General features: G+C 72.0%; 22 protein-coding genes. 19 read left to right on the forward strand and 3 right to left on the reverse strand.

Going from position 1 to position 23,339, the window contains the following annotated elements; all coding sequences use genetic code 11:
• Positions 1 to 186: 186 nt before the first annotated feature.
• The 6 genes from OHA17_RS26870 to OHA17_RS26895 all read left to right on the forward strand — a co-directional run bounded on the left by OHA17_RS26870 (position 187) and on the right by OHA17_RS26895 (position 5,198).
• Positions 187 to 1,278, forward strand: a complete 1,092-nt coding sequence (locus OHA17_RS26870) for a nitronate monooxygenase (protein ID WP_053726094.1) — start codon at positions 187 to 189, stop codon at positions 1,276 to 1,278.
• Positions 1,275 to 2,018 carry a 16S rRNA (uracil(1498)-N(3))-methyltransferase gene (locus OHA17_RS26875; RefSeq protein ID WP_406508705.1) on the forward strand — a complete coding sequence of 248 codons (744 nt, stop codon included), beginning with the start codon at positions 1,275 to 1,277 and terminating at the stop codon, positions 2,016 to 2,018. Before OHA17_RS26870 ends, OHA17_RS26875 begins: the two co-directional genes overlap by 4 nt.
• A gap of 104 nt (positions 2,019 to 2,122) precedes the next feature.
• Positions 2,123 to 2,626: a hypothetical protein gene (locus OHA17_RS26880; RefSeq protein WP_406508706.1), complete on the forward strand. Its 504-nt coding sequence runs from the start codon at positions 2,123 to 2,125 to the stop codon at positions 2,624 to 2,626.
• A 143-nt stretch (positions 2,627 to 2,769) separates the two neighbouring features.
• Entirely contained in the window at positions 2,770 to 3,129 is a 360-nt protein-coding gene (locus tag OHA17_RS26885) for a histidine triad nucleotide-binding protein (RefSeq protein ID WP_189964137.1), read from the forward strand.
• A gap of 61 nt (positions 3,130 to 3,190) precedes the next feature.
• Positions 3,191 to 4,102, forward strand: coding sequence for a ribonuclease Z (locus OHA17_RS26890; RefSeq protein WP_406508707.1), 912 nt, complete (start codon positions 3,191 to 3,193; stop codon positions 4,100 to 4,102).
• Between the two features lie 91 nt (positions 4,103 to 4,193).
• The gene (locus tag OHA17_RS26895; protein WP_398871691.1) at positions 4,194 to 5,198 is read left to right on the forward strand and encodes an adenosine deaminase; all 1,005 of its coding nucleotides are present in this window, start codon (positions 4,194 to 4,196) and stop codon (positions 5,196 to 5,198) included.
• Between the two features lie 658 nt (positions 5,199 to 5,856).
• Here OHA17_RS26895 and OHA17_RS26900 read toward each other — a convergent pair.
• Positions 5,857 to 7,164, reverse strand: coding sequence for an MFS transporter (locus OHA17_RS26900; RefSeq protein ID WP_406508708.1), 1,308 nt, complete (start codon positions 7,162 to 7,164; stop codon positions 5,857 to 5,859).
• A 326-nt stretch (positions 7,165 to 7,490) separates the two neighbouring features.
• On the opposite strand from OHA17_RS26900, the gene OHA17_RS26905 reads away from it, so the two are divergent.
• From OHA17_RS26905 to OHA17_RS26930, 6 genes are all read left to right on the forward strand, one after another.
• Positions 7,491 to 8,786, forward strand: coding sequence for a glucarate dehydratase family protein (locus OHA17_RS26905; protein WP_406508709.1), 1,296 nt, complete (start codon positions 7,491 to 7,493; stop codon positions 8,784 to 8,786).
• Between the two features lie 192 nt (positions 8,787 to 8,978).
• Positions 8,979 to 10,097, forward strand: a complete 1,119-nt coding sequence (locus OHA17_RS26910; protein WP_398872466.1) for a carbohydrate kinase family protein — start codon at positions 8,979 to 8,981, stop codon at positions 10,095 to 10,097.
• A gap of 286 nt (positions 10,098 to 10,383) precedes the next feature.
• Positions 10,384 to 11,433, forward strand: coding sequence for a PhoH family protein (locus tag OHA17_RS26915; RefSeq protein WP_053723717.1), 1,050 nt, complete (start codon positions 10,384 to 10,386; stop codon positions 11,431 to 11,433).
• Between the two features lie 13 nt (positions 11,434 to 11,446).
• Positions 11,447 to 11,944: an rRNA maturation RNase YbeY gene (gene ybeY, locus OHA17_RS26920; protein WP_053723718.1), complete on the forward strand. Its 498-nt coding sequence runs from the start codon at positions 11,447 to 11,449 to the stop codon at positions 11,942 to 11,944.
• Entirely contained in the window at positions 11,941 to 13,239 is a 1,299-nt protein-coding gene (locus OHA17_RS26925) for a hemolysin family protein (protein ID WP_406508710.1), read from the forward strand. Before ybeY ends, OHA17_RS26925 begins: the two co-directional genes overlap by 4 nt.
• The gene (locus OHA17_RS26930; protein WP_398871681.1) at positions 13,236 to 13,589 is read left to right on the forward strand and encodes an MmcQ/YjbR family DNA-binding protein; all 354 of its coding nucleotides are present in this window, start codon (positions 13,236 to 13,238) and stop codon (positions 13,587 to 13,589) included. Before OHA17_RS26925 ends, OHA17_RS26930 begins: the two co-directional genes overlap by 4 nt.
• 4 nt (positions 13,590 to 13,593) lie before the next feature.
• Here the strand turns inward: OHA17_RS26930 and OHA17_RS26935 are convergent, their stop codons facing one another.
• Entirely contained in the window at positions 13,594 to 15,003 is a 1,410-nt protein-coding gene (locus OHA17_RS26935; RefSeq protein WP_406508711.1) for an MFS transporter, read from the reverse strand.
• Between the two features lie 140 nt (positions 15,004 to 15,143).
• Between OHA17_RS26935 and OHA17_RS26940 the strand changes: the two genes are divergently transcribed.
• The 7 genes from OHA17_RS26940 (at position 15,144) to era (ending at position 21,776) form a co-directional block, all read left to right on the forward strand.
• On the forward strand, positions 15,144 to 15,965 hold the full coding sequence (locus OHA17_RS26940) for a helix-turn-helix transcriptional regulator (RefSeq protein ID WP_398872464.1): 822 nt from the start codon (positions 15,144 to 15,146) through the stop codon (positions 15,963 to 15,965).
• A 50-nt stretch (positions 15,966 to 16,015) separates the two neighbouring features.
• Entirely contained in the window at positions 16,016 to 16,360 is a 345-nt protein-coding gene (locus OHA17_RS26945) for a cytidine deaminase (protein WP_398871677.1), read from the forward strand.
• A gap of 329 nt (positions 16,361 to 16,689) precedes the next feature.
• Entirely contained in the window at positions 16,690 to 17,175 is a 486-nt protein-coding gene (locus tag OHA17_RS26950) for a hypothetical protein (RefSeq protein ID WP_406508712.1), read from the forward strand.
• 241 nt (positions 17,176 to 17,416) lie between these two features.
• Positions 17,417 to 18,736, forward strand: a complete 1,320-nt coding sequence (locus tag OHA17_RS26955; protein ID WP_406508713.1) for a beta-xylosidase — start codon at positions 17,417 to 17,419, stop codon at positions 18,734 to 18,736.
• 61 nt (positions 18,737 to 18,797) lie between these two features.
• The gene (locus OHA17_RS26960) at positions 18,798 to 19,745 is read left to right on the forward strand and encodes a WxL protein peptidoglycan domain-containing protein (protein ID WP_406508714.1); all 948 of its coding nucleotides are present in this window, start codon (positions 18,798 to 18,800) and stop codon (positions 19,743 to 19,745) included.
• A 28-nt stretch (positions 19,746 to 19,773) separates the two neighbouring features.
• Entirely contained in the window at positions 19,774 to 20,562 is a 789-nt protein-coding gene (locus tag OHA17_RS26965; protein WP_406508715.1) for a hypothetical protein, read from the forward strand.
• Positions 20,563 to 20,822: 260 nt separating this feature from the next.
• Entirely contained in the window at positions 20,823 to 21,776 is a 954-nt protein-coding gene (gene era / locus OHA17_RS26970) for a GTPase Era (protein ID WP_406508716.1), read from the forward strand.
• 69 nt (positions 21,777 to 21,845) lie between these two features.
• Here era and OHA17_RS26975 read toward each other — a convergent pair whose 3' ends face one another.
• Positions 21,846 to 23,300: a serine hydrolase domain-containing protein gene (locus tag OHA17_RS26975; RefSeq protein ID WP_406508717.1), complete on the reverse strand. Its 1,455-nt coding sequence runs from the start codon at positions 23,298 to 23,300 to the stop codon at positions 21,846 to 21,848.
• Between the last annotated feature and the right edge of the window lie 39 nt (positions 23,301 to 23,339).

Here is a 23,339-nt window from a genome sequence, read left to right on the forward strand (position 1 = left end):
GTTGAAAAGTGGACCTCAGCCAAAATTCCAGCCCCTTGGGGGTCCCCCCTGGACGAAGTCCTTGGGGGGAGTTTGAGGAGCGGGGGTTCGGGGGGGGGCGGAGCCCCTGAGCAGGGGGCCAGCCTCACCCACCCTGGGAGGAACAGGCGATTCGGTGCGAGAGCAACAGCGTGGCACGATGCGGGCATGGCTTTGACCGATCTCTGCCGGTATCCGATCGTGCAGGCGCCCATGGCGGGCGGCGCCTCCGGTCCGGCGCTGGCCGCGGCCGTCTCGGAGGCCGGGGGGCTCGGGTTCCTGGCCGCCGGGTACAAGACCGCCGACGGCATGTACCAGGAGATCAAGCAGATGCGGGGGCTGACGAACCAGCCCTTCGGAGTCAACCTGTTCATGCCCCAGGACCCGCACACCGACCCCGCCGCCATCGAGGTCTACCGCCACCAGCTGGCCGGCGAGGTCACCTGGTACGAGACCCCGCTGGGCGAGGCCGACGGCGGGGGCGACGACAACTACGAGGCCAAGCTGGCGATCCTGCGCGAGGATCCGGTGCCGGTGGTCTCGTTCACCTTCGGCTGCCCCGAGCGCCCGGTGTTCGACGCGTTCGCGAAGGTCGGTACGTACACGATCGTCACCGTGACCACCCCCCAGGAGGCGCAGGCCGCGCAGTGGGCGGGGGCGGACGCGGTGTGTGTGCAGGGCGTCGAGGCGGGCGGCCATCAGGGCACGTACCGGGACGATCCGCAGGTCGGCGGGGCCGGCATCGGGCTGCTCACGCTGATCGGGCTCGTCCGGGAGACGGTCCAGCTGCCGATCGTCGCGGCGGGCGGCCTGATGCGGGGCGCGCAGATCGCGGCGGTCCTCGCGGCGGGCGCGGACGCGGCGCAGCTCGGCACGGCGTTCCTGGCGTGCCCGGAGTCGGGCGCGAACGTGCTGCACAAGCAGGCGCTGACCAACCCCCTTTTCGTGCGTACGGAGTTGACGCGGGCGTTCTCCGGGCGGCCCGCGCGGGGCCTGGTGAACCGTTTCATGCGGGAGCACGGGCCGTACGCCCCCGCCGCGTATCCGCAGGTGCACCAGCTCACGGCGGGCCTGCGCAAGGCCGCGGCCGAGGCCGGAGACCCTCAGGGCATGGCGCTGTGGGCGGGCCAGGGCCACCGCCTCGCCAGGGAGCTCCCGGCGGGCAGGCTCGTCGAAGTCCTGGCCGCCGAACTCGACGACGCGGCAGCGGAGTTGACCCAGACACTGCAGAACCTGAAGAACATGAGGAGTGCGTCATGACCGCCCCGGTCTTCGTTGTCGACAAGGTGCCGGGCGGCGGCGAGTTCGTCCTGGACGGCGCGGAGGGCCGGCACGCCGTCTCCGTCAAACGGCTGCACGCGGACGAGGAAGTGACCCTCACCGACGGCGCCGGGAACTGGGCGGACGCGGTGGTCGTCGCGGCCGAGGGCAAGGACCGCCTGGTCGTACGGGTCACGGCCCGCGCCACCGAGGAGGAGCCCGCGGTACGGATCACCGTGGTGCAGGCGCTGCCCAAGGGCGACCGGGGCGAGGTCGCCGTGGAGACGATGACCGAGACCGGCGTCGACGCGATCGTCCCCTGGCAGGCCGGGCGCTGCATCACCCAGTGGAAGGGCGAGCGCGGCCTCAAGTCCCTTGCGAAATGGCGCAGTACGGCCCGGGAGGCGGGCAAGCAGTCCCGCCGGGTGCGCTTCCCGGACGTACGGGAAGCGATGACGACGAAGCAGGTCGCGGCGCTCCTCGCGCGGGCGGACCTGGCGGTGGTCCTGCACGAGGACAGGGCTTCCGGCTCGGCCGCCCTGTCCGCGGCGGACCTGCCCGCCCGGGGCGAGATCGTCCTGGTGGTCGGCCCGGAGGGCGGCGTCTCCCCGGAAGAACTGGCCACGTTCGCCGAGGCGGGCGCGAAGCCGTACCGCCTGGGGAGCAGCGTGCTGCGCACGTCGACGGCGGGGACGGTGGGGGCGGCGGTACTGATGGCGAGGACCGGGCGCTGGTCCTGACCCTCCAGCGCGGCAGCCGGGCCGCGACCGGGCCACCCCGAGACGCGACGGGATGGCCGCAAGGGGTCTACCGCACCCGGTGCCGCGGTGGCACCCTGGCGCTCATGGGGGCCAAGAGGTCGCACCGCCCAGCACGACACACCGCCCGCCGCAGGGCGTACCGAACCCTGCCGGCCGTGGCCACGGCCGCGCTGGCGATCGGCGGGGCCGCCGCCTGCGACCCGGTCGGCGGGCTCAACTCCGCCGCGGTCGCGGTCACCACGGACCAGACGGCGACCGCCGCGCTGCAGCACCAGCACGTCGCGATCAAGTGGCTGACCTGCACCGCCAACCTGAAGGGCGGCCCCAGTGCGACCCCTTCGGCCGCCAGCACCACCCAGCAGGTCGCCGACGTGGACTGCCAGGGCGAGACCAAGGACGGCAAGCCGATCACGGTCAAGGGAACGGTCACGCAGGAGGTCGAGGGCCGCTGCGTGAAGGGCGACCTGACGGCCAAGGTCGCCGGCAAGACCGTGTTCCACGCCAGTGTGCTCGGCAACTGCAACGCCCCCGCCCCGACTACGGGCCCCGCCACCCCCGCCCCCGGCGGCACCCCACGGTCACGGTGACCGTCACCGTCACGGAGTCCTTCCGCGGCAAGTAGCGCGCAGCGCACGAGCCGAGCCGCCCCGCCCCCACCATGAGCCGGAACGCCAGAACGCGTTGAGTAGCATGCGGTTACCTGATCAACGCGACCAAGGAGGACCGGACCGTGGCCGGAGAGCCGCAGGCCGACTGCCTGTTCTGCAAAATCGTCTCGGGCGATGTCCCGGCGACCGTCGTGCGGGAGACCGAGACGACCGTGGCCTTCCGCGACATCAACCCCCAGGCGCCCACTCACATCCTGGTCATCCCCAAGGTCCACCACCCCGACGCCGCGGCCCTCGCCGCCGCCGAACCGGCGATCCTCGCGGACGTGGTGCGCGAGGCCGGGGAGGTCGCCCGCGAGGAGAAGGTCGACGGCACCGGCTACCGGATCGTCTTCAACACCGGCAGCGGCGCCGGCCAGACCGTCTTCCACGCGCACGCACACGTCCTGGGCGGCCGCGGCCTCCAGTGGCCGCCCGGATAAGAGCCTGTTCGGACACCTGCTCCAACCACCCCGCACAGCCCGCACAGCAAGGCAACTCACCGTGTCCGTACGTGAATTGGTGGTGCTCGGCACCGCCAGCCAGGTCCCCACCCGGCACCGCAACCACAACGGCTATCTGCTGCGCTGGGACGGCGAGGGCATCCTCTTCGACCCCGGCGAGGGCACCCAGCGGCAGATGCTGCGGGCCGGGGTCGCCGCCCACGACATCAACCGGATCTGCGTCACGCACTTCCACGGTGACCACTCGCTGGGCCTGGCCGGGGTGATCCAGCGGATCAACCTCGACCGGGTCCCGCACCCGGTCACCGCGCACTACCCGCTCAGCGGCGAGCACTTCTTCGAGCGGCTGCGGTACGCCACGGCCTACCGCGAATCCGTGCGGCTGGGCCAGGAGCCGGTCGGGGGCGAGGGCGCGGTGCTGGCCACGACGGCCTCGTACACGCTGGAGGCGCGCAGGCTGTCGCACCCGGTCGAGTCGTACGGCTACCGGATCGTCGAGCCGGACGGGCGGCGGATACTGCCCGAACTGCTCGCCGAGCGCGGCATCAAGGGCCCCGACGTGGGGCGCCTGCAGCGCGAGGGCGAGCTGAACGGCGTCACCCTCGACGACGTCAGCGAGGTCCGGCGAGGGCAGCGGTTCGCGTTCGTCATGGACACCCGCCTGTGCGAGGGCGTGAGCACCCTCGCGGACGGCTGCGACATGCTGGTCATCGAGTCGACGTTCCTGGACGGCGACCACCAACTGGCCGTGGACCACGGCCACTTGACGGCTGGTCAGGCCGCTGCGGTGGCCCGTGACGCGGGCGTGCGCCACCTCGTGCTCACGCACTTCTCGCAGCGTTACTCCGACCCCGAGGAATTCGAGCGGCAGGCACGGGCCGCCGGGTACGAGGGCGAACTGACCGTGGCCGCCGACCTGGTCAGGGTCCCGGTCCCCAAACGCACGCCCTGAGGCGCCACCGTCGCAAGCCCCCTTTTGAAGCGTCACCGCCTGAAGCACCCCGCTGAAGCCCCCTGAAGCACGACCCCTGGAAAGTCCCCCCATGCCCCTCCCCATCCCCAAGGCCGAACTCCACCTCCACATCGAAGGCACCCTCGAACCCGAGCTGGCCTTCGAACTCGCCGCGCGCAACGGCATCGAGCTGCCGTACGCCGACACCGAGGAACTGCGCAAGGCGTACCTCTTCGACGACCTGCAGTCCTTCCTGAACCTGTACTACTCGCTGATGACGGTGCTGCGGACGGAGGAGGACTTCGCCTCGCTGGCCGACGCGTACCTGACCCGGGCCGCCACCCAGGGCGTGCGCCATGCCGAGATCTTCTTCGACCCGCAGGCGCACATCGCACGGGGCGTGTCCATCGGCACGGTGGTGGAGGGCCTGTGGCGCGCCCTGTCGGTGAGCGAGGAGCGGCACGGCATCTCCACTCGCCTCATCCTCTGCTTCCTGCGGGACGAGCCGGCCGAGTCGGCGCTGCTCACGCTGGAGGCGGCGCGGCCGTACCTGGACCGGATCACTGGCGTCGGGCTCGACTCGGCGGAGGTCGGCCACCCGCCGGCCAAGTTCCGCGAGGTGTACGAGCTGGCCGCGTCGCTCGGGCTGCGCCGGGTCGCGCACGCGGGGGAGGAGGGGCCGCCCGAGTACATCACCGAGGCGCTCGACGTGCTGGGCGTGGAGCGCATCGACCACGGCCTGCGCGCGCTGGAATCCCCGGAACTGGTGGCCCGACTGGCCCGCGACCGCATCCCCCTCACCCTGTGCCCCCTCTCGAACGTACGCCTGCGCGCGATCGACACCCTGGAGCAGCACCCGCTGCCCGCGATGATGGACGCGGGGCTGCTGTGCACGGTCAACTCCGATGACCCGGCTTACTTCGGGGGGTACGTGGACGACACGTTCCACGCGGTACGGGAGGCGCTCGGGGTGTCCCGCGAGCGCCTGAGGGAGCTGGCGCGGAACTCGTTCGAGGCGGCGTTCCTGGAGGGGGAGGAGGGGCGGAGGGAGCGGTACCTGGCGGAGGTGGAGGCGTACGACTTCGACGCGGAGTAGTTGGCTGGGGGCCACCCTGCACGCGGCCCAGCGCCGAGTGGCTGCGCCCCAGGCCCCGGCGGGTTTTCCCACCCACCCGCCCGTGCCCCGGCGTCGAGAGGCTGAACCCCTGGGGCTCTGCCCCAGACCCCGCGGGTTTGCCCACCCGCCCGCCCGTGACGGAGGTGGAGAACCCGAGCCCCTGGGGCTGCGCCCCAGACCCCCGGCGGGTCTCCCACCCACCCGCCCGTACAACGGGTCGAAAGGCCGCCCCCCGGGGCTCCGCCCCGGACCCCTGGGGGCTCCGCCCCCTTCACCCCTCGGGGGCTCCGCCCGCGGACCCCGGGCGGCTGGCCCACCCGGCCGCCCATGCCGGGGGTCGTAAGGGTTGTGCCCTGGTGGCTCCGCTCCAGCTTCCGCCCCTCAATCACCGGAGGGGGTGGATCCATGGACGGATTTCGGCTGCCGACCGTGGGTGGTTGCTCGCGCAGTTCCCCGCGCCCCTGGCAGCATGCGGTACTGGCATCTTCAGCCTGTCCGGCGTTTGAGGACGAGCGCCCTTAAGGCGCGATACGGGGTCTGGGGCGGAGCCCCAGGAAACCCCGCCCCTTCCAACCCCCGGAGGCCACGCGGCGGAGCCGCAGAGTGTCACAGCGGGAAGGGGCGGGGTGGGGAAAGCTCAGGACGCCAAGACCTTGCGGCGTCGCCTCGCCCGCGAGCTGATCGGGATCTCCGCGACCTCCTGCTCCGGCACCCCGATCTGCGGAAGCAGCGCGGACGAGGCCCCGGCCCGGCCCGCTGCCACGGCCGCCGCCGCACCACCCCGGCGCCGGATGGAGCCCGGCACCAGCGGCCGCCCGGCCGTGTGCAGTGCGACCGCCGTCAGCGGTACGGCGATCAGGAGCAGCAGGGTGCACAGCACCAACCCCATCCCCCGATACCCCGCGTACTCCGACAGCAGGCTGCCCGTGAGCGGCCCGCAGGCCACCCCGAGGGAGGAGGCCGAACCCGCGAGCACCGCCCAGCGCCCGCGCGGGTCGAGCGAGGCGGACAGGCCGATCAGGTAGGAGAGGACCACCGGGTAGAAGACGTTCCAGAGGATCTCGCCGGACGCGAAGGACACCAGGTCCCGCGCCGAGGAACTCGCCACGATGCAGCACCCGATGATCGCCGTGCCCGCCCCGATCGGCACCGCCCGCCCGAGCCGCGCGCCGAGCGCACCCGCGCCAAGCACGCCGAGCAGTCCCGCGCCGAGCCCGGCCGCGAAGACCATGCCGACGGTGACCTCGGTCAGCCCGGCCTGGGTGAGGCCGATCCGCCCGCTCACGCCCCACAGCGCGTTCTGCGCGAGGGACCAGCAGAGCATGGTGGCGGCCAGGACCGTACCGGAGCGGCGGTGGGGGAGCCGTACTCCCGTGGTCTCGACGGTTTCCACCGGGCGGCCCGAGTCGTACGCGTCCGGAAGCCGCCGCGTGGCGGGCCACACGAGCGCCGCCACGAGCGCGATCGCGGCGAGCGGGGTGGCGTGCCCGCCGCCGAGGTGAGGGATCGTCAGATAGAGCGCGCCCGCCGTCGCGGACACCGAGAGCAGGCCCAGCGTGGAGGCCCGGTGGGGGTCGCGCTGGGCTGCGATACCGGCCGCGGCCACCGCCGTGGCCGTACCGGAGCCGAGGCCGCCGACCACCGCGCCCGCCACGACGAGCGGGACCAGGGTGGTCAGGGCGGCGCCGCCGTACCCCGTGATCGCGAGGAGCAGACCGAGTCTGGCGAGGCGGCGCGGGCCGTGCCGCTCCACTCGGGAGGCGAGGGTGAAACCGGCCGTCGCCGAGCTCAACAGCAGGGTGGAGCCGACCAGTCCGGCTTGCGTGGGCGAGAGCCCGAGCCCTGCCGAGAGGCGGCCGACGACGGTGGGAAGGAGGTACGCGGCGAGGTAGCCGGCGGTGAAGACGGCGACCAGGGGCCAGGCGGCACGAGAGCGTGCGGACATGGGCGTTCCAAGGAACAGTGCCCGTGGGGCAGGGAGGTCAAAGAAGGGGGAGGCGTCCGGTGTCGTACGGGATCGCGGGCCCAATTTGTATCAAGCGTCCCGAGTGCGCGAAAAGCCGAGAGTCAGTGATCTGGGTCACATATTGTTTGGCCTGGGGTCGGTCGGGTAAACGAGCGAATTTCATTCGGGGGGAGGGGAGTTGGGGGTGGTCGCCGGAAGGCGGTTCCCTTGACGTCGGGTTGTTCACATATCTAGTCTCGATTTTTGTTGATGGACAAGATCGGATTACTTGTTGATGGACGAGATCGCATAGGGGAGATGTCGCCGTGCGCGGACAGCAGATCGCCGAGGTGCGGCTCACGCCGGTCCTCATCTCCGACCCCCCGCTCCTCAACGTCCAGGGTGTGCACCAGCCCTACGCGCCCCGCCTGGTCGTCGAGGTCGTCACGGCCGACGGCACCACCGGAATCGGCGAGACGTACGGCGACGGAAAGTACCTCGAACTGGCCCGCCCGTACGCCGGGGCCGTGCTCGGGCACGACGTCGCCGACCTCAATGGGCTGTTCACGTTGGTGAACAAGATCGGGGTGGCGGACTCCCGGGTCGACGACTCGGTCGACGTCGGCGGACTGCGCGGCGTCCAGACCGCCGACAAGCTGCGCCTGTCCGTCGTCTCCGCGTTCGAGGTGGCCTGCCTGGACGCGCTCGGCAAGGCCCGGGGCGTGCCCGTGCACACCCTGCTCGGCGGCAAGGTCCGCGACAGCGTGGAGTACAGCGCGTACCTCTTCTACCGCTGGGCCGAACATCCCGGCGGCGCGGGTGAGAAGGACGGCTGGGGCGCGGCTCTCGACCCCGCCGGGATCGTCGAGCAGGCCCGCCGCTTCGTGCGCGAGCACGGCTTCGCCTCCTTCAAGCTCAAGGGCGGCGTCTTCCCGCCCGAGCAGGAGGTCGCCGCGGTCCGCGCCCTGGCCGACGCCTTCCCCGGCCACCCGCTCCGGCTCGACCCCAACGGCGGCTGGACGCCGGGGACCTCGCTGCGGGTCGCCGCCGAACTCGCGGACGTACTCGAATACCTGGAGGACCCGGCGCCGGGCACCGCCGCGATGGCCGAGGTGTCGCGGGGCACGGGCGTGCCGCTCGCCACCAACATGTGCGTGACGACGTTCCCCGAGATCAGGCAGGCGTTCCTGACCGACGCCGTCCAGGTGGTCCTGTCCGACCACCACTACTGGGGCGGGCTGCGCAACACGCGTGAACTCGCCGCGATCTGCCGGGTGTTCGGGGTCGGCATGTCCATGCACTCCAACACCCACATGGGCATCAGCCTCGCCGCGATGACCCACGTCGCGGCGACCGTCCCCAACCTCGACTACGCCTGCGACAGCCACTACCCGTGGCAGACGGAGGACGTGATCACCGTCCGGCACGAGTTCCGCGAGGGCCGCCTGATGGTGTCCGACGCCCCGGGCCTCGGCGTCGAGCTCGACCGCACCGAACTCGCCCGCCTCCACCGGCGCTGGCTCGACGACGACGGCACCCTGCGCGACCGCGACGACGCGGCCGCGATGCGCCGGGCGCCGGAGCACGCGGACTGGACGGTTCCGGAGCTGCCGCGCTGGTAGCGGCCCCCGGCGGGCGTGCATCGGGCAGACTTGCCAGATCTGTACGCGAACGGAGAGCCCGCCGTGACGACACGACCCAGCAGAGAGCAGCCGCCCCACGAGCCCCAGCGGCCCGGCCCGGATTCCCCGTCCGACCCCGCCGGGCCCGGCCACGCACCGGCCGACTGGCGTCGCCCCGGCGGCTCCGACTCCTTGACCGAGCGCCGTCACGCCTCGGGCGCCGAGCCGCGCCGGCCCTCCCGGCTCGACCCGCTCGACGGACTGCGGGACCCGCGCGACCCGCCCTGCGACGTCTTCCTCACCGGCACGGTCTTCCTCGACATCATCTTCACCGGGCTCGACTCCGCCCCCGTCCGCGGCACCGAGTCCTGGGCTCGCGGCATGGGTTCGAGCCCCGGCGGCGTCGCCAACATGGCCACCGCGCTCGCCCGCCTGGGCCTGCGCACCTCGCTGGCCGCGGCCTTCGGCGACGACCACTACGGCGAGTACTGCTGGGACGCGCTCGAACAGGGCGAGGGCATCGACCTGTCGCTGTCGCGCACCGTGCCGGGCTGGCACTCCCCGGTCACCGTCTCCATGGCGTACGAGGGCGAACGCACCATGGTCACCCACGGCCACGAGGCGCCCCACGAAGTGTCCGCGCCCACCTGCCCGCCGCGTGCCAGAGCCGCCGTCGCCTCCCTGGTGCCGGGGCGCGGCGAGGGCTGGATCGCGGACGCGGCACGCTCCGGCGCGCGCGTCTTCGCGGACGTCGGCTGGGACGACACCGGCCGTTGGGACCTGGCCGGGCTCCCCGACCTCGAACACTGCGAGGCGTTCCTGCCCAACGCGGCCGAGGCGATGGCCTACACCCGCACCGACTGCCCGCGCGCGGCGGCCCGCGCCCTGGCCGAGAAGGTGCCGCTGGCGGTGGTGACGCTGGGGCCGGAGGGCGCGTACGCGGTGGACGGGGCGACGGGCGAGACGGCGGACGTCCCGGCCATCGAGGTGGAGGCCCTGGACCCGACAGGGGCGGGCGACGTCTTCGTGGCGGGCTTCGTCACCGGCACCCTGGCCGGCTGGCCGCTCGCGGACCGGCTCGCCTTCGCGGGGCTCACGGCGGCGCTGTCGGTCCAGGAGTTCGGGGGCTCGCTGTCGGCGCCGGGGTGGGCGGAGATCGCGGGCTGGTGGCAGAAGGTCCGCACCCTGGCCCACCAGGACCCGTCGGCCCTGCGCCGCTACACCTTCCTGACCGACCTCCTCCCGGGCGCCGCCCGCACCTGGCCCCTGCGCAGAGCAGTCCCCACCCTGGGCTTCCGCCACCCGGTCTGACCTCGCGACCCTGGGCCGCGATCCAGCCCAGCCCGGCAAAATCCAGCCCCTCCGGCGTTTGAGGAGCGGGGGCGCGGGGGCTGAGCCCCCGGACGCGGTCCGCAGACGAAGGACAACGGGGGCGGGGGCTCAGCCCTCAGCGGGGTCGGCGGGGGCGCCCCGGCCGGGAGCAGGGTGGAAAACCCCTCGGACGCCCGCGCAGCAAGTCGTACGCTTGGTATCCCAGAGGTTCCCGAGCAGCGAGAACCCTGCAACGGGAGGTATGTGCAGGCCACAGAGCCGGCCCATGACTCAGACACCCACACACCCGCAGGCGCACGCCCAGATCACCATCCCGGCCAAGCACCCCATGGTGACGATCCTGGGCTCCAGCGACTCCCTGCTGCGCGTGATCGAGAAGGCCTTCCCGTCGGCCGACATACACGTACGGGGCAATGTGATCAGCGCCGTGGGGGACGCGACGGAAGTCGCCCTCATTCAGCGGCTGTTCGACGAGATGATGCTGGTGCTCCGCACCGGACAGTCGATGACGGAGGACGCAGTGGAACGCTCGATCGCCATGCTCCGGGCAAATGGCAGCGCGAACGGCAACACGGCCAACGGGGACGGCAACCGCGAGACACCCGCCGAGGTGCTCACGCAGAACATCCTCTCCAGCCGCGGCCGCACCATCCGCCCCAAGACCCTCAACCAGAAGCGGTACGTCGACGCGATCGACAAGCACACGATCGTCTTCGGCATCGGCCCCGCCGGTACCGGCAAGACCTATCTCGCCATGGCCAAGGCGGTCCAGGCCCTGCAGTCCAAGCAGGTCACCCGGATCATCCTGACCCGACCGGCCGTGGAGGCCGGCGAGCGCCTGGGCTTCCTGCCCGGCACGCTCTACGAGAAGATCGACCCGTACCTGCGCCCGCTGTACGACGCCCTGCACGACATGCTCGACCCGGACTCGATCCCGCGCCTGATGGCGGCCGGAACGATCGAGGTGGCGCCGCTTGCGTACATGCGAGGCAGGACGCTCAACGACGCGTTCATCATCCTCGACGAGGCGCAGAACACCAGCGCCGAGCAGATGAAGATGTTCCTGACCAGGCTCGGCTTCGACTCGAAGATCGTCATCACGGGTGACGTCACGCAGGTCGACCTGCCGAACGGCACGAAGAGCGGTCTGCGGCAGGTCCAGGACATCCTGGACGGCGTCGAGGACGTGCACTTCTCCCGGCTCACCTCGCAGGATGTCGTACGGCACAAGCTCGTCGGCCGTATCGTCGATGCGTACGAGCAGTACGACAGCCGCCAGGGCCAGGACGGTCGGGGCGGCCGAAACGGGAAGTAGAGCAGAGCGCACCATGTCGATCGACGTCAACAACGAGTCCGGAACCGAGGTCGACGAGCAGGCGATCCTCGACATCGCCCGCTACGCCCTCACGCGGATGCGGATCCACCCGCTCTCCGAGCTCTCGGTGATCGTCGTGGACGGCGAGGCCATGGAGCAGCTGCACATCCAGTGGATGGACCTGCCGGGTCCGACCGATGTCATGTCCTTCCCGATGGACGAGCTGCGTCCGCCGTCGAAGGACGACGAGGAGCCCCCGCAGGGGCTCCTCGGTGACATCGTGCTGTGCCCCGAGGTCGCCAAGAAGCAGGGCGAGGACGCCGAGACGCAGCACTCCATGGACGAGGAGCTCCAGCTCCTCACCGTCCACGGCGTGCTGCACCTGCTCGGCTACGACCACGAGGAGCCGGACGAGAAGGCCGAGATGTTCGGCCTCCAGGCGGCGATCGTGGACGGCTGGCGCGCGGAGAAGGGCCTGACCGGTCCCTCCCCGGCGCCGACCGTCTCATGACCGGCCAACTGATCGCGGGCGCCGTCGCGCTGGTCGTCGTCGCCTGGCTCGCGGCCTGCGCCGAGACCGGCATCGCCCGTACGTCCTCCTTCCGCGCGGAGGAGGCGGTCCGCACCGGGCGGCGCGGCAGCGCCAAGCTCGCCCAGATCGCCTCCGACCCGACGCGCTATCTCAACGTGGCCCTGCTGGTGCGGGTCGCCTGCGAGATGGCGGCGGGGGTCCTCGTCACGTACGTGTGCCTCAACGAGTTCGGCGAGACCTGGGCCGCGCTGCTCGTCGCCATCGGCGTGATGGTGCTCGTCTCGTACGTCGCGGTCGGCGTCTCGCCCCGCACCATCGGCCGCCAGCACCCCCTGAACACCGCGACGGTGGCCGCGTACGTGCTGCTGCCGCTGGCCAGGATCATGGGGCCGATCCCGCAGCTCCTGATCCTGCTCGGCAACGCGCTCACCCCCGGAAAGGGCTTCCGCAAGGGGCCGTTCGCGTCCGAGGCCGAGCTGCGGGCGATGGTCGACCTCGCCGAGCAGGAGTCGCTGATCGAGGACGACGAGCGCCGGATGGTGCACTCGGTGTTCGAGCTGGGCGACACCCTGGTCCGCGAGGTCATGGTGCCGCGCACCGACCTCGTCTGCATCGAGCGGTACAAGACGATCCGCCAGGCCCTCACCCTCGCCCTGCGCTCCGGTTTCTCGCGGATCCCGGTGACCGGCGAGAACGAGGACGACATCGTCGGGATCGTCTATCTGAAGGACCTGGTGCGCAAGACGCACATCAACCGGGACTCCGAGGCCGATCTCGTCTCCACCGCCATGCGGCCCGCCGCCTTCGTGCCCGACACCAAGAACGCCGGTGACCTGCTGCGCGAGATGCAGCAGCAGCGCAGCCACGTCGCGGTCGTCATCGACGAGTACGGCGGCACCGCGGGCATCGTCACCATCGAGGACATCCTGGAGGAGATCGTCGGTGAGATCACCGACGAGTACGACCGCGAACTGCCGCCGGTCACCGAGCTCGCCGACGGCTGCTTCCGGGTGACCGCCCGGCTCGACATCGGCGACCTGGGCGAGCTGTTCGGCTTCGACGCGTTCGACGACGAGGACGTGGAGACGGTGGGCGGGCTGCTCGCCAAGTCGCTCGGCCGGGTGCCGATCGCGGGCGCCTCCGCCGTGGTGGAGCTGCCCGACGCGCGCCGGCTGCGGCTCACCGCCGAGTCCCCGGCCGGCCGCCGCAACAAGATCGTCACCGTACTGGTGGAGCCGACCAAGGACGACGAGGAGAAGGGGAGCGCGGAGTGAAACCCGAGCAACTGAGGGCGTTCTGCCTGGAGTTCAACGCGGCGACGGAGGAGTTCCCGTTCAACCCGGAGACCTCCGTCTTCAAGGTGCTCGGGAAGGTGTTCGCGCTCACCGCGCTCGACGGGAAGCCGCTCACCGTCAACCTCAAGTGCGACCCGGACGACGCGGTCCGGCTGCGCGAGGAGCACGCCGCGATCGTGCCGGGCTGGCACATGAACAAGCGGCACTGGAACACCGTGAATGTGGCCGGGCTCCCGGACCGGCTGGTCCGGGAGCTCATCGAGGACTCGTACGACCTGGTGGTCGCCGGTCTGCCGAAGGCCGAGCGGCTCCGGCTCGACCGGGCCTGACTCCTCAAGCCCGCTTGCGCAGGCCGAGGCCGACCAGGGTGGCCGCCGCGATCACGATCACCGCGTCGATCGCGAGCACCGTGCGCACCCCGTCGAACAGCGAGGCCTGCGTGGTGGCGAGCACGCCGAGCAGCGGGATGCCGACGGTCAGGCCGACCTGCTGGGTGGTGGTGACGAGGCCGGTCGCCAGGCCCTGCTCCTCGTTCGGCACGCCGCTGGTCACGGTCACGCCGTACGAGATGATCGCGCCGAGGTGGCACATGCTGGCCAGCGAGACGGCGACGGTCGCGAGCAGGGCGCCCGATCCGGTGCCGAGGCCGAGCAGGGCGGCGATGAAGACGCCCTGGCCGAGCAGCGAGCCGGCCAGGACCCGCCGGGCGCCGAAGCGGCCGATGAACCTGGCGGCGTACGCGCCGGCGACGGCCGAGGCGACGCCCTGGATGCCGAAGATCAGGCCGGTCTCGAAGGACGAGAGGCCCAGGGTCTCCTGGAGGTAGAGGGTCAGTACGAAGACGACCGTCGACATCATCGAGAAGGTGACCAGGCCGCCCAGGTTGCCCCAGGCCACCGTGCGGCGCTTCAGCATCGGCAGCGAGACCAGCGGCGCCGAGGCCTTCGACTCGACGACCACGAACGCGGCGAGCAGGGCGAGGCCCGCGAGCAGGGTGCCCCACACGTCCACGCCGCCGAAGCCGCGCTGGGCCGCCGTCGACAGGGCGTAGATCACCGCGAGCAGACCGCCGGTGACGGTGACGGCGCCGGGCACGTCCAGGCGCGGCCGCTCGGGGGTGCGGGACTCGGGCAGCAGGCCGGGGGCGAGGACGAGCACGATCGCCGCGAAGGCCACCAGCAGGCCCATCGTGGAGCGCCAGCCCAGGGTGTCGGTCATGATGCCGCCGAGGACCATGCCGATGGTGAAGCCCAGCGACAGCAGGGTGCCGGAGATGCCCAGCGCCTTGTCGCGCAGCGGGCCCTCGGGGAACGTCGTGGTCAGCAGGGACATGCCGGTCGGCACGATGACGGCCGCGCCCAGGCCCTGCAGCGCGCGCCCGGTCAGGAAGGACGCCGGGTCCCAGGCGAGGGTGGCGAGCAGCGAGGCCGCGCCGAACAGCGCGAGGCCGGTCAGGAACAGCTTCTTGCGGCCGAAGAGGTCGGCGATGCGGCCGAACAGGAGCAGGAAGCCGCCCGACGGCAGGGCGAACGCGGTGACCGCCCACTGGAGCGCGGACTGGCTCAGGCCCAGGTCCTTGCCGAGCGCGGGCAGCGCCACGTTCAGTACGGAGAAGTCGAGCGCCACCATGAACTGGGCGGCGCAGAGCACGAAGAGGACCAGCTTGGCCCGGCCGGTCAGCCGGTCCGTCTGGGGAGCCGCCGTGTGCGGCCCGGTGATTGTCGTCTGTGTATCGATCGCCATGGCCACTACCTTCGCGGCCCGGGAATGCCCGTGGAGAGTGGGAACTTATCCTGTTGGTGGCACCACCAGGCAGCCGACAGGGGGAGTTCGTGGCTACACCGATCGACAAGCACCGCCGCAGTGAACTGCGCGAGTTCCTGATGAGCAGGCGGGCCAGGATCACCCCCACGCAGGCCGGGCTGCCCGACGGCGGGGCCCGCCGCCGCACCCCGGGGCTGCGCCGCGAGGAGGTCGCCGTGCTCGCCGGGGTCGGGGTGTCCTGGTACCAGTGGCTGGAGCAGGGCCGCGACATCACGGTGTCGCCGCAGGTACTGGACTCGGTGGGCCGGGTCCTCCAGCTGACCAGCGCCGAGCGCCGCCACCTGTACGTGCTCGCCGGGCTGAACCCGCCGGCGCCGGAGGTCGACCCGGGGAACGTCGACATGTGCCACGGGCTTCAGCGCCTGATCGACGCCTGGATGCCGTTCCCCGCGCACATCATGGACGCGTACTGGAACACGGTGATGTACAACGACGCGGCCGCGCTCGTCCTCGGGATGCGCCCGGAGATCGTGCAGAACTGCCTGCTCGCGTTCTTCAGCGACCCCATCTACCGCGCCCGCGCCAAGCGTTGGGACGAGATCGCCTGCACCGTCGTCGCCCAGTTCCGGGCGGCCTGTTCGGAGCGGCCCGACGACGAGGGGTTCCAGGCGGTCGTCGAACAGGCCAAGGAACTCAGCCCGGAGTTCGTGGAGCTGTGGGAGCGGCGCGACGTCCAGCCCGGCGGGCTGCTCCGCAAGGAGATGGAGCACCCGGTCGTCGGCGCGCTGCACGTCGAGTCGACCCAGCTGCGCGTCCCGGCCCGCCCGGACCTGGTGATCGTGCTGCACACCCCGCTGCCGAACACGGACACCGCCGAGAAGCTGGAGTGGCTGACGTCGCCGGAGGGCCGACGGGGGTCGATGTATCCGATCGCGGGCTGAGAGCCTGAGCCCTCGCGGCCTCGGGGCCAGGCACTCCTTATGCTCGGGGCATGACTCAGAGCACCGAACTCGACCCCGAGGACCGCAAGATCATCACGCTGGCGCGCAGCGCCCGGGCCCGCAACGGCGTGGCCGAGGGCGCTGCCGTGCGCGACGAGACCGGCCGCACGTACGTCGCCGGAACGGTCGAGCTCGCCTCCCTGAAGCTGTCCGCTCTCCAGACCGCCGTCGCGATGGCCGTGGCCAGCGGCGCGAAGTCCCTGGAGGCGGCGGCCGTGGTGACAGAGGCACCCGGCCCCGCGGAAGCGGACCTCTCGGCGGTACGGGACCTGGGCGGCCCCGGCACCCCGGTCCTGCTCGCGGGCCCGGACGGGGAAGTACGGGCCAGGGCCTGAGCAAAGGGGGCGACGGACGCCCCGCCCCCCTTTCCTCCCCTGTCCCTTAAGAATCAAGGCGATGGCCCTTGCAATCCCGAGCCGCCCGCGCATCAATGGACGACAGTCGATCCGACGGTCCGTCAGATTCGCGGGCGGTCGGCACGGGGTGCAGAGCCGCAGCCCCGCGCCGGAGTCGGATGCGCTCCCTCCGCGCAGTTACCGCAGCCCCTGCAGAGCCATGCCCGCACGCCCGCGCACCCGTGCACGTGGGCCAACCGGGGGCCGCTGCGCGGTCGTGTGCCGATGACGCGGCAGGCGATCAACTCCCTGTAACGGGAAGGGGAATCATGCGTAGGAGCACCAGAAGGCCGGTCGCGCGGGCCGCACTCGCGGTGGGGGCGGTGGCCGTGGCGGGCCTCGCGTTCGCGCCGAGCGCGGCCGCCGTCTCGCCGGGCTCGGCGACCGCCACGTACGACTGCGGGACCTGGGGCGGTGGCGGTGCCACGCTCACCGCGACCCAGAGCGGTACGGCCGCGACCATCACGCTGACCTCGGCCGTCACCACGCCGGTCGCCGTCGGCGCCAACCAGATCAGCGCGAACCTGACCCTCGCCAAGGGCGCGGGCGGCACCACGGTGTTCAGCGGCCAGGCCAACCCCGCGCTCAGCGCGGGCGACCCGGTCACGATCGGCCCGCTGAACGGGACCGTCGCCTCCGGTGACAGCCTCGACTCGTACTTCGCCGGTACCGCCCTGTCGATGACGATCTTCGGGGTCTCGGTGAACTGCGACGCGACGACCTCGCAGGCGCCGGGCCCGTTCGTCTTCGACTGATCCGCGCGGAGGCGACAGCACGCACCACGCAGAACGAGCCGGTGCCGTCCCGGGCGGCGCCGGCTTTCGTGTGGCCGCAGCATGCCCAAGTGGCCTGAAATGCCAGGATCTTGACAGTATCTGATGGGTCATCAGTTGATGCGGCGGGAGGGCATTGACTTCTTTTCGCCCCGAGCCGTCAATGGCTCCCTGTCGGCGCAGCCGAGCCGCGCTGTGCCACTTCAGGAAGGGGGGCAAGCCCATGTCGGAACGTCGAAGACGGCGTCTGGCCGCCGTATTGGGGGCGGTCGCGTTCGCCGCGGGAACCGGCGCGCTCGCCGCACCCGCGAGCGCACTGGCCGCGACGCCGGTCGACTTCGCCACGCACTGCATCCCGCCGGCCATCGCTGGCATCCCGCCGATCGACGGCACCACGAACGCGACCATCACCGTCGACAACGCCGCACCCAAGGTCGGCGACAAGGTCACCGTCACCTACACGGTGAACAAGCCCGCCGCCGGCAACCCCGTCGACATCGCCCTGCCCGCCGACATCATGACCCCGACCGGAAAGGTCGTCCTCGCGGGCGCCCAGACCGGCACCGTGGACGTGGCGGGCCCGAAGAAGAACGACCCGGTGCCCGGCAAGGGCGCGTTCCCGGCGTTCTCCATGAGCGGCAGCTTCACCGCCACCAAGGCCGGCGCGATCACCCTGTCGCCCGGCGACTACAACATCCACACCAGCTACATCATGGAGCTGGACACCCCCTGCACCGTCACCAACCCGCCCGCCCCCGTCTCCGGGACGGTCAACGCCACGGACGGCGGCGGACAGGTCAACCAGCGCGCGATCACGGCCTCCCCGGCCGCGGGCAACGCCGGTGACCGCACGACGGTCACCGGGTCCAAGTTCACCCCCAACGCGGACGTCACCGTCGCGGGCTGGAACGGCACCGCCACCACCGCCGACAAGATCACCTTCAAGTCGGACGCCAACGGCGGCTTCACCGCCCGGCCGGCGATCACCGACCCGGCGACCACCGGGATCGTGGCCTACGAAGGGGCGGCCTGGGACCCGGCGAACGGTGCGGGCCCGGTGGCGTACAAGGTCAACAGCGGACCGCCGCCGACCGGACCGAGCCAGAAGCTCAACGCGGCCGTGACCGCGGGCACCCTCGCGATGTCCCAGGCCGGTGACAGCGTCGACCTGGGCGCGGTCGACTTCGGCAAGGGCGGCGCCTCCGCCGGCGATCTGAAGACCGTGACGGTCCAGGACTTCCGCGGCGGCCCCGCGGGCTGGTCCCTGACCGGCAAGGTCACCAACTTCACCGGCCCCGGCGGCTCCATCGACGCGGGCAAGCTCAGCTGGACCCCGGCCTGCGCCACCAAGCCCGGCTCCCCGTCCGTGTGTGCCGCGGGCTCGGCCGGCAGCGTGGGCAGCGCGGGCGCGACCCTCGCCTCCACCCCGAACGCGGCGCTCACCGGCGGCGAGTTCACCGTGGACGCGAAGCTCTCGCTGGACGTGCCGGCGTTCACCGCGCCCGGCGCCTACAGCGGCGTACTGACCCTCACCCTGACCTAACGTCCGCTCGTGGGCCGGGCGCGCACCCGGCCGGCCCACCCGTCCCCGGGGGTCCCGCACCGTGCGCAAGCTGTCCGCACTCCTCCTGGCCGCCGTGCTCGCCGTGCTCGCCGCGCCCGCGGCCCGCGCCGCCGACAACGGCAACTGGTCCGTCTTCCCCGCCTCCACGGGCAGCGCCCAGCGCCCGTACTTCTACCTCTCCGCCGACCCCGGCACCACCCTCGCCGACAAGGTGACCGTCACCAACAAGACGTCGGCGCCGCTGACCTTCCGGCTGTACGGGGCGGACGCGTACAACACCGAGCGCGACGGCGGGTTCGCCGTGCGCTCGGAGCAGGAGCACCAGAGCGGTGTGGGGGCCTGGGCCAAGCCCGCCCAGGGCGTGATCACCGTCCCGGCCCGTTCCTCGGTCACCGTGCCCTTCACGCTCGCCGTGCCGCCGGACGCCGAGCCCGGCGACCACGTCGGCGCCCTGGTCGCGCTCGACGACCGCGTCGCGCCGGGAGCGGCCGCCGACGGCAAGGTCGCCGTCGGCATCCAGCAGGCCGTGGGCGCCCGGATCTATCTGCGCGTCGGCGGCCCCACCGTCCCCGCCCTCGCCGTCGAGCACGTCTCGCTCGCCCAGCACCGGCCGCTGGTCCCCGGCACCGGGGAGAGCCGCACCGACATCACGTACACCCTGCACAACCGGGGCAACGTCACGCTCAACCCCAAGGTCGACCTGAGCGCGACCGGACTTTTCGGCCGCACGCTGCTCAGCCGCAACCTGACCAAAGTCCCCTCCGAGCTGCTGCCCGGGCAGCAGGTCACGCTCACCGAGGCGTGGCACGGGGCTCCCCAACTCGACTGGGGCGACGTCAAGTTGACCGCCAGCGCCAAGGACGCGCGGGGCTCGGCGGCAGCCTCCTTCCTGGCCCTGCCCTGGCTGGCCGGGGGAGTCCTCCTCGCCGCCGCCCTCGCCTTGGTAGCCCAGCGGATCGTGCGCCGTCGTATCGTGGCCCGGTCATGACACGTACGGCAGGTGAGGGGCAACCGTCATGTGGACGGGGCGCAGGGAAAAGCTGACGGGGTGCGCGGCGGTGCTGGCGGCGCTGGTCACGGTCGCGGGGTGCGGCGGCCCGGACGACGGGGCGTCGGAGAAACCCGCGTCGACCGCCCAGGGCGCCGCGAAGCCCGCCGTCGGGGGCAAGCCGTTCACCCAGGCGCAGACCGACGCGGCGCTGCTCACCGCGCAGGAAGTCGGCGCGGGCTGGGCCGAGGACCAGGACCCGGCGGACAGCCCCTCCGAGGACGTCAGCGGCGGCGACAACTCGGACGTCGGCGCCGAGGGCGGTACCGAGAGCACCAACAGCGCGCAGTGCGACACGTACATGGAGACGTGGAACGGGCCCAAGGAGGGCCAGGACGCGGCGAGTTCGACCCGCGACTACGCCAAGGACTCCGACACCGAGCACCTCACGTTCCGGGTCGTGGCGTATCCCTCCGCCGAGGAGGCGGCCAAGGCGGTCGCGGCCTCCCGCGCGCTGCCCGCCGCCTGCGACGGGGGCTCGCTCGACTTCAACTGGGGCGGGCCCGAGAAGAGCGAGGTCAAGCCGGAGAGCGTGGCGAAGCTGGGCGACGAGTCGGTGGGCATGCGGGTCACGGCGCCACTGGCCTCGGTGCCGGGCACCGAGCTCCACCTGCAGGTCCTCACCGTCCGCGAGGGCGCGAACGTCTCGACGGTGACCTTCGCCGCCCAGACCCCGGCGGACCCGGCCCTGCTCCCCGCGCTCCTGGCGAAGGCGGCCGCCCGCCTCCACACGGTGGCCCAGGGCGCTACACCCTAGGGGGTGTCCGGTGGGTCATGGCCGGGGCCGCGACGTCTGGCACGGCACCTCGCCGCGTTGCCGAAACGCCCCCATAGCTCCGCTATGAAGACGCTCCGGCGCCTTGCGATGCACCGCACCAGACGCCACGACCTATCCGACCCTGACCCACCGGACACCCCCAGCCGTAGGGGTACCGGGACGTGGGGCCGGGCCCCGCGCGGGGCCCGTTTCCGGCGGGCTGGGCGGCGGGGCCCCCGGGATCGGGGAGAATGGGCGGCATGAGCGCTCGTACCCCTGCCGCTGACACCGCCGCCGAACCCACCCACCGGGCCGGCTTCGCCTGCTTCGTCGGCCGCCCCAACGCGGGCAAGTCCACCCTCACGAACGCTCTGGTCGGGCAGAAGGTGGCCATCACCTCCAACCGCCCGCAGACCACCCGGCACACCGTGCGCGGCATCGTGCACCGGCCGGACGCCCAGCTGATCCTGGTGGACACCCCCGGCCTCCACAAGCCGCGCACCCTGCTCGGCGAGCGCCTCAACGACGTGGTCCGCACCACGTGGGCCGAGGTCGACGTGATCGGCTTCTGCCTGCCCGCCGACCAGAAGCTCGGCCCCGGCGACAAGTTCATCGTCAAGGAACTCGCCGGGATCAAGAAGACCCCCAAGATCGCGATCATCACCAAGACCGACCTGGTCGACTCCAAGACGCTCGCCGAGCAGCTCATCGCCGTGGACCAGCTCTCCAAGGAGCTCGGCTTCGAGTGGGCGCAGATCGTGCCGGTGTCGGCGGTCGGCGACCAGCAGGTCCAGCTCGTCGCGGACCTGATCATCCCGCTGCTGCCCGACAGCCCGCCGCTCTACCCCGAGGGCGACCTCACCGACGAGCCCGAGCAGGTCATGGTCGCCGAGCTGATCCGCGAGGCCGCCCTCGAAGGCGTACGGGACGAGCTGCCGCACTCCATCGCCGTCGTCGTGGAGGAAATGATTCCGCGCGAGGACCGGCCCGCCGACAAGCCGCTCCTGGACATCCACGCCAACGTCTACATCGAGCGCCCCAGCCAGAAGGGCATCATCATCGGCCCCAAGGGCAAGCGCCTGAAGGAGGTCGGCATGAAGTCCCGCAAGCACATCGAGGCACTCCTCGGCACGCCGGTCTTCCTCGACCTGCACGTCAAGGTCGCCAAGGACTGGCAGCGCGACCCCAAGCAGCTCCGCAAGCTCGGGTTCTGAGCACACCGACGCAGGCGAAGACCCCCGCCGAGGCCCTGCCCGGCGGGGGTCTTCGCGTCGCGGCGAGGGCTACGCCACCTTCGGCGCGCACCTCATGCCGATATAGCAGCAGGCCGTGCCGTCCTGGAGGGTGGAGAAGACGACCGGCATCCAGTCCGCGCTGTACGCGCCGGAGCCCGCGCCCGCGAACACCTTGTCCGTGACCGCGACGAGGTCCATCTCCAGCGGCGGCGAGAAGTCCTTCATGCCGCCGACGAACTCGTACACCAGGTGCGGCTTGCCGTCCTCCCGCCCGGAGACGGTGATGAGGACGCCCTCGCGCTCGTACGTGCCGGTGAGTGGCGCGAAGTCCACCTCGACCGGCTCGGCGGGCGGCCCGAACGGCGCGGGCATCCGGACGTCGGCCAGCTCGCCGAGGAGGTCGGCGAAGAGCTCCTCGTAGAGGCGGCGCGCGTCGCCGCCGTTGGTCAGGAGCACCACCGCGACACCGGCGCTCGGCACCACGCGCAGGAAGCCGTACTGGCCGATCGAGGCGCCGTCGTGGCCGAAGCCCGTGATGCCGTTCCAGTCGTACAGGGTCCAGCCCAGGCCCCAGCCGTCCGCGTGGACGGTCCACTTGTCGGGGGAGTCGACCTCGCGGGTCTGCATCGCGGTGACGCTGCCCGGGGCCAGCACCCGCGTCCCGTCGGGGGCGGTGCCGCCGGCGAGGTGCAGCTGCGCGAGCCGGGCCACGTCACCGGCGGTGGCGATGACGCGTCCGTACGGGCCCGCCGAGCGCGGCATCATGTCCCAGGCCGGTGCCGGGGCGGGGTCCTCGCCGTACTCGCCGAGGTGGCCCATCGCGGCCCGGAAGCTGAGCGCCTCCTCGGGCAGCGTCATCGTGTGGGTCACGCCGAGCGGGGCGAGCAGCAGGTCCTTGAGCGCCTGGTCCCAGGTGGTGCCGGTGATCACCTCGATCATGCGGCCGAGCACGTTGAAGCCGAGGCTGCTGTAGGAGCAGGCGCTGCCGGACGGGCAGTCGAGGGCAACCCCCTTGGCGGCGTCGACGTACAGTTCGAGGCAGTCGTCACCGCGCCCGGAGTCGAAGGTGAAGTCGCAGGTCAGGCCGCTGGTGTGGGAGAGCAGTTGGCGCGGCGTGATGGTCCTGCTCGCCTCTTCGTCGGCGACGGTGAAGTCCGCGAGCACCTCGCGGACCGGCGCGTCCAGGTCCAGCTTGCCCGCGTCGACGAGCTGCATGACCAGGGTCGCTGTGTACGTCTTGGCGAGGGAGCCGAGCTGGAAGACCGAATCGGTGGTGGCCGCCACGCCGGTGCCGGTGTGCAGTATCCCGCTCGCCAGCTCGTGGATCCTGCCGCCGGTGAGCACGGCGAGGGTGGCACCGGGCACGTGGTGGGTCCCGCGCAGCCGGTCGAGCTTCGCCTGCCACTGGTCGAGGTGGACGCGCTCACCGCCGGAGTCGTCGGCGCCCCACTCGCCCTCGGCCCGCCAGTTGCTCCGCTCGTCCCAGCTCACGTTCTTCGACATGCCGCTTCCCCTCCAGTGATGCGTACCCCGTGCTCCCGA

It is taken from the genome of Streptomyces sp. NBC_00212 (assembly GCF_045206365.1).
GTDB lineage: Bacteria > Actinomycetota > Actinomycetes > Streptomycetales > Streptomycetaceae > Streptomyces.

Bases quoted from the DNA above. Each gene is read 5' to 3' on its own strand.
- OHA17_RS26870 (WP_053726094.1), top strand. From the start codon at position 187: ATGGCTTTGACCGATCTCTGCCGGTATCCGATCGTGCAGGCGCCCATG.
- OHA17_RS26875 (WP_406508705.1), top strand. From the start codon at position 1,275: ATGACCGCCCCGGTCTTCGTTGTCGACAAGGTGCCGGGCGGCGGCGAG.
- OHA17_RS26880 (WP_406508706.1), top strand. From the start codon at position 2,123: ATGGGGGCCAAGAGGTCGCACCGCCCAGCACGACACACCGCCCGCCGC.
- OHA17_RS26895 (WP_398871691.1), top strand. From the start codon at position 4,194: ATGCCCCTCCCCATCCCCAAGGCCGAACTCCACCTCCACATCGAAGGC.
- OHA17_RS26900 (WP_406508708.1), bottom strand. From the start codon at position 7,164: ATGTCCGCACGCTCTCGTGCCGCCTGGCCCCTGGTCGCCGTCTTCACC.
- OHA17_RS26915 (WP_053723717.1), top strand. From the start codon at position 10,384: ATGACTCAGACACCCACACACCCGCAGGCGCACGCCCAGATCACCATC.
- ybeY (WP_053723718.1), top strand. From the start codon at position 11,447: ATGTCGATCGACGTCAACAACGAGTCCGGAACCGAGGTCGACGAGCAG.
- OHA17_RS26925 (WP_406508710.1), top strand. From the start codon at position 11,941: ATGACCGGCCAACTGATCGCGGGCGCCGTCGCGCTGGTCGTCGTCGCC.
- OHA17_RS26935 (WP_406508711.1), bottom strand. From the start codon at position 15,003: ATGGCGATCGATACACAGACGACAATCACCGGGCCGCACACGGCGGCT.
- OHA17_RS26940 (WP_398872464.1), top strand. From the start codon at position 15,144: ATGAGCAGGCGGGCCAGGATCACCCCCACGCAGGCCGGGCTGCCCGAC.
- OHA17_RS26945 (WP_398871677.1), top strand. From the start codon at position 16,016: ATGACTCAGAGCACCGAACTCGACCCCGAGGACCGCAAGATCATCACG.
- OHA17_RS26950 (WP_406508712.1), top strand. From the start codon at position 16,690: ATGCGTAGGAGCACCAGAAGGCCGGTCGCGCGGGCCGCACTCGCGGTG.
- OHA17_RS26955 (WP_406508713.1), top strand. From the start codon at position 17,417: ATGTCGGAACGTCGAAGACGGCGTCTGGCCGCCGTATTGGGGGCGGTC.
- OHA17_RS26965 (WP_406508715.1), top strand. From the start codon at position 19,774: ATGTGGACGGGGCGCAGGGAAAAGCTGACGGGGTGCGCGGCGGTGCTG.
- era (WP_406508716.1), top strand. From the start codon at position 20,823: ATGAGCGCTCGTACCCCTGCCGCTGACACCGCCGCCGAACCCACCCAC.
- OHA17_RS26975 (WP_406508717.1), bottom strand. From the start codon at position 23,300: ATGTCGAAGAACGTGAGCTGGGACGAGCGGAGCAACTGGCGGGCCGAG.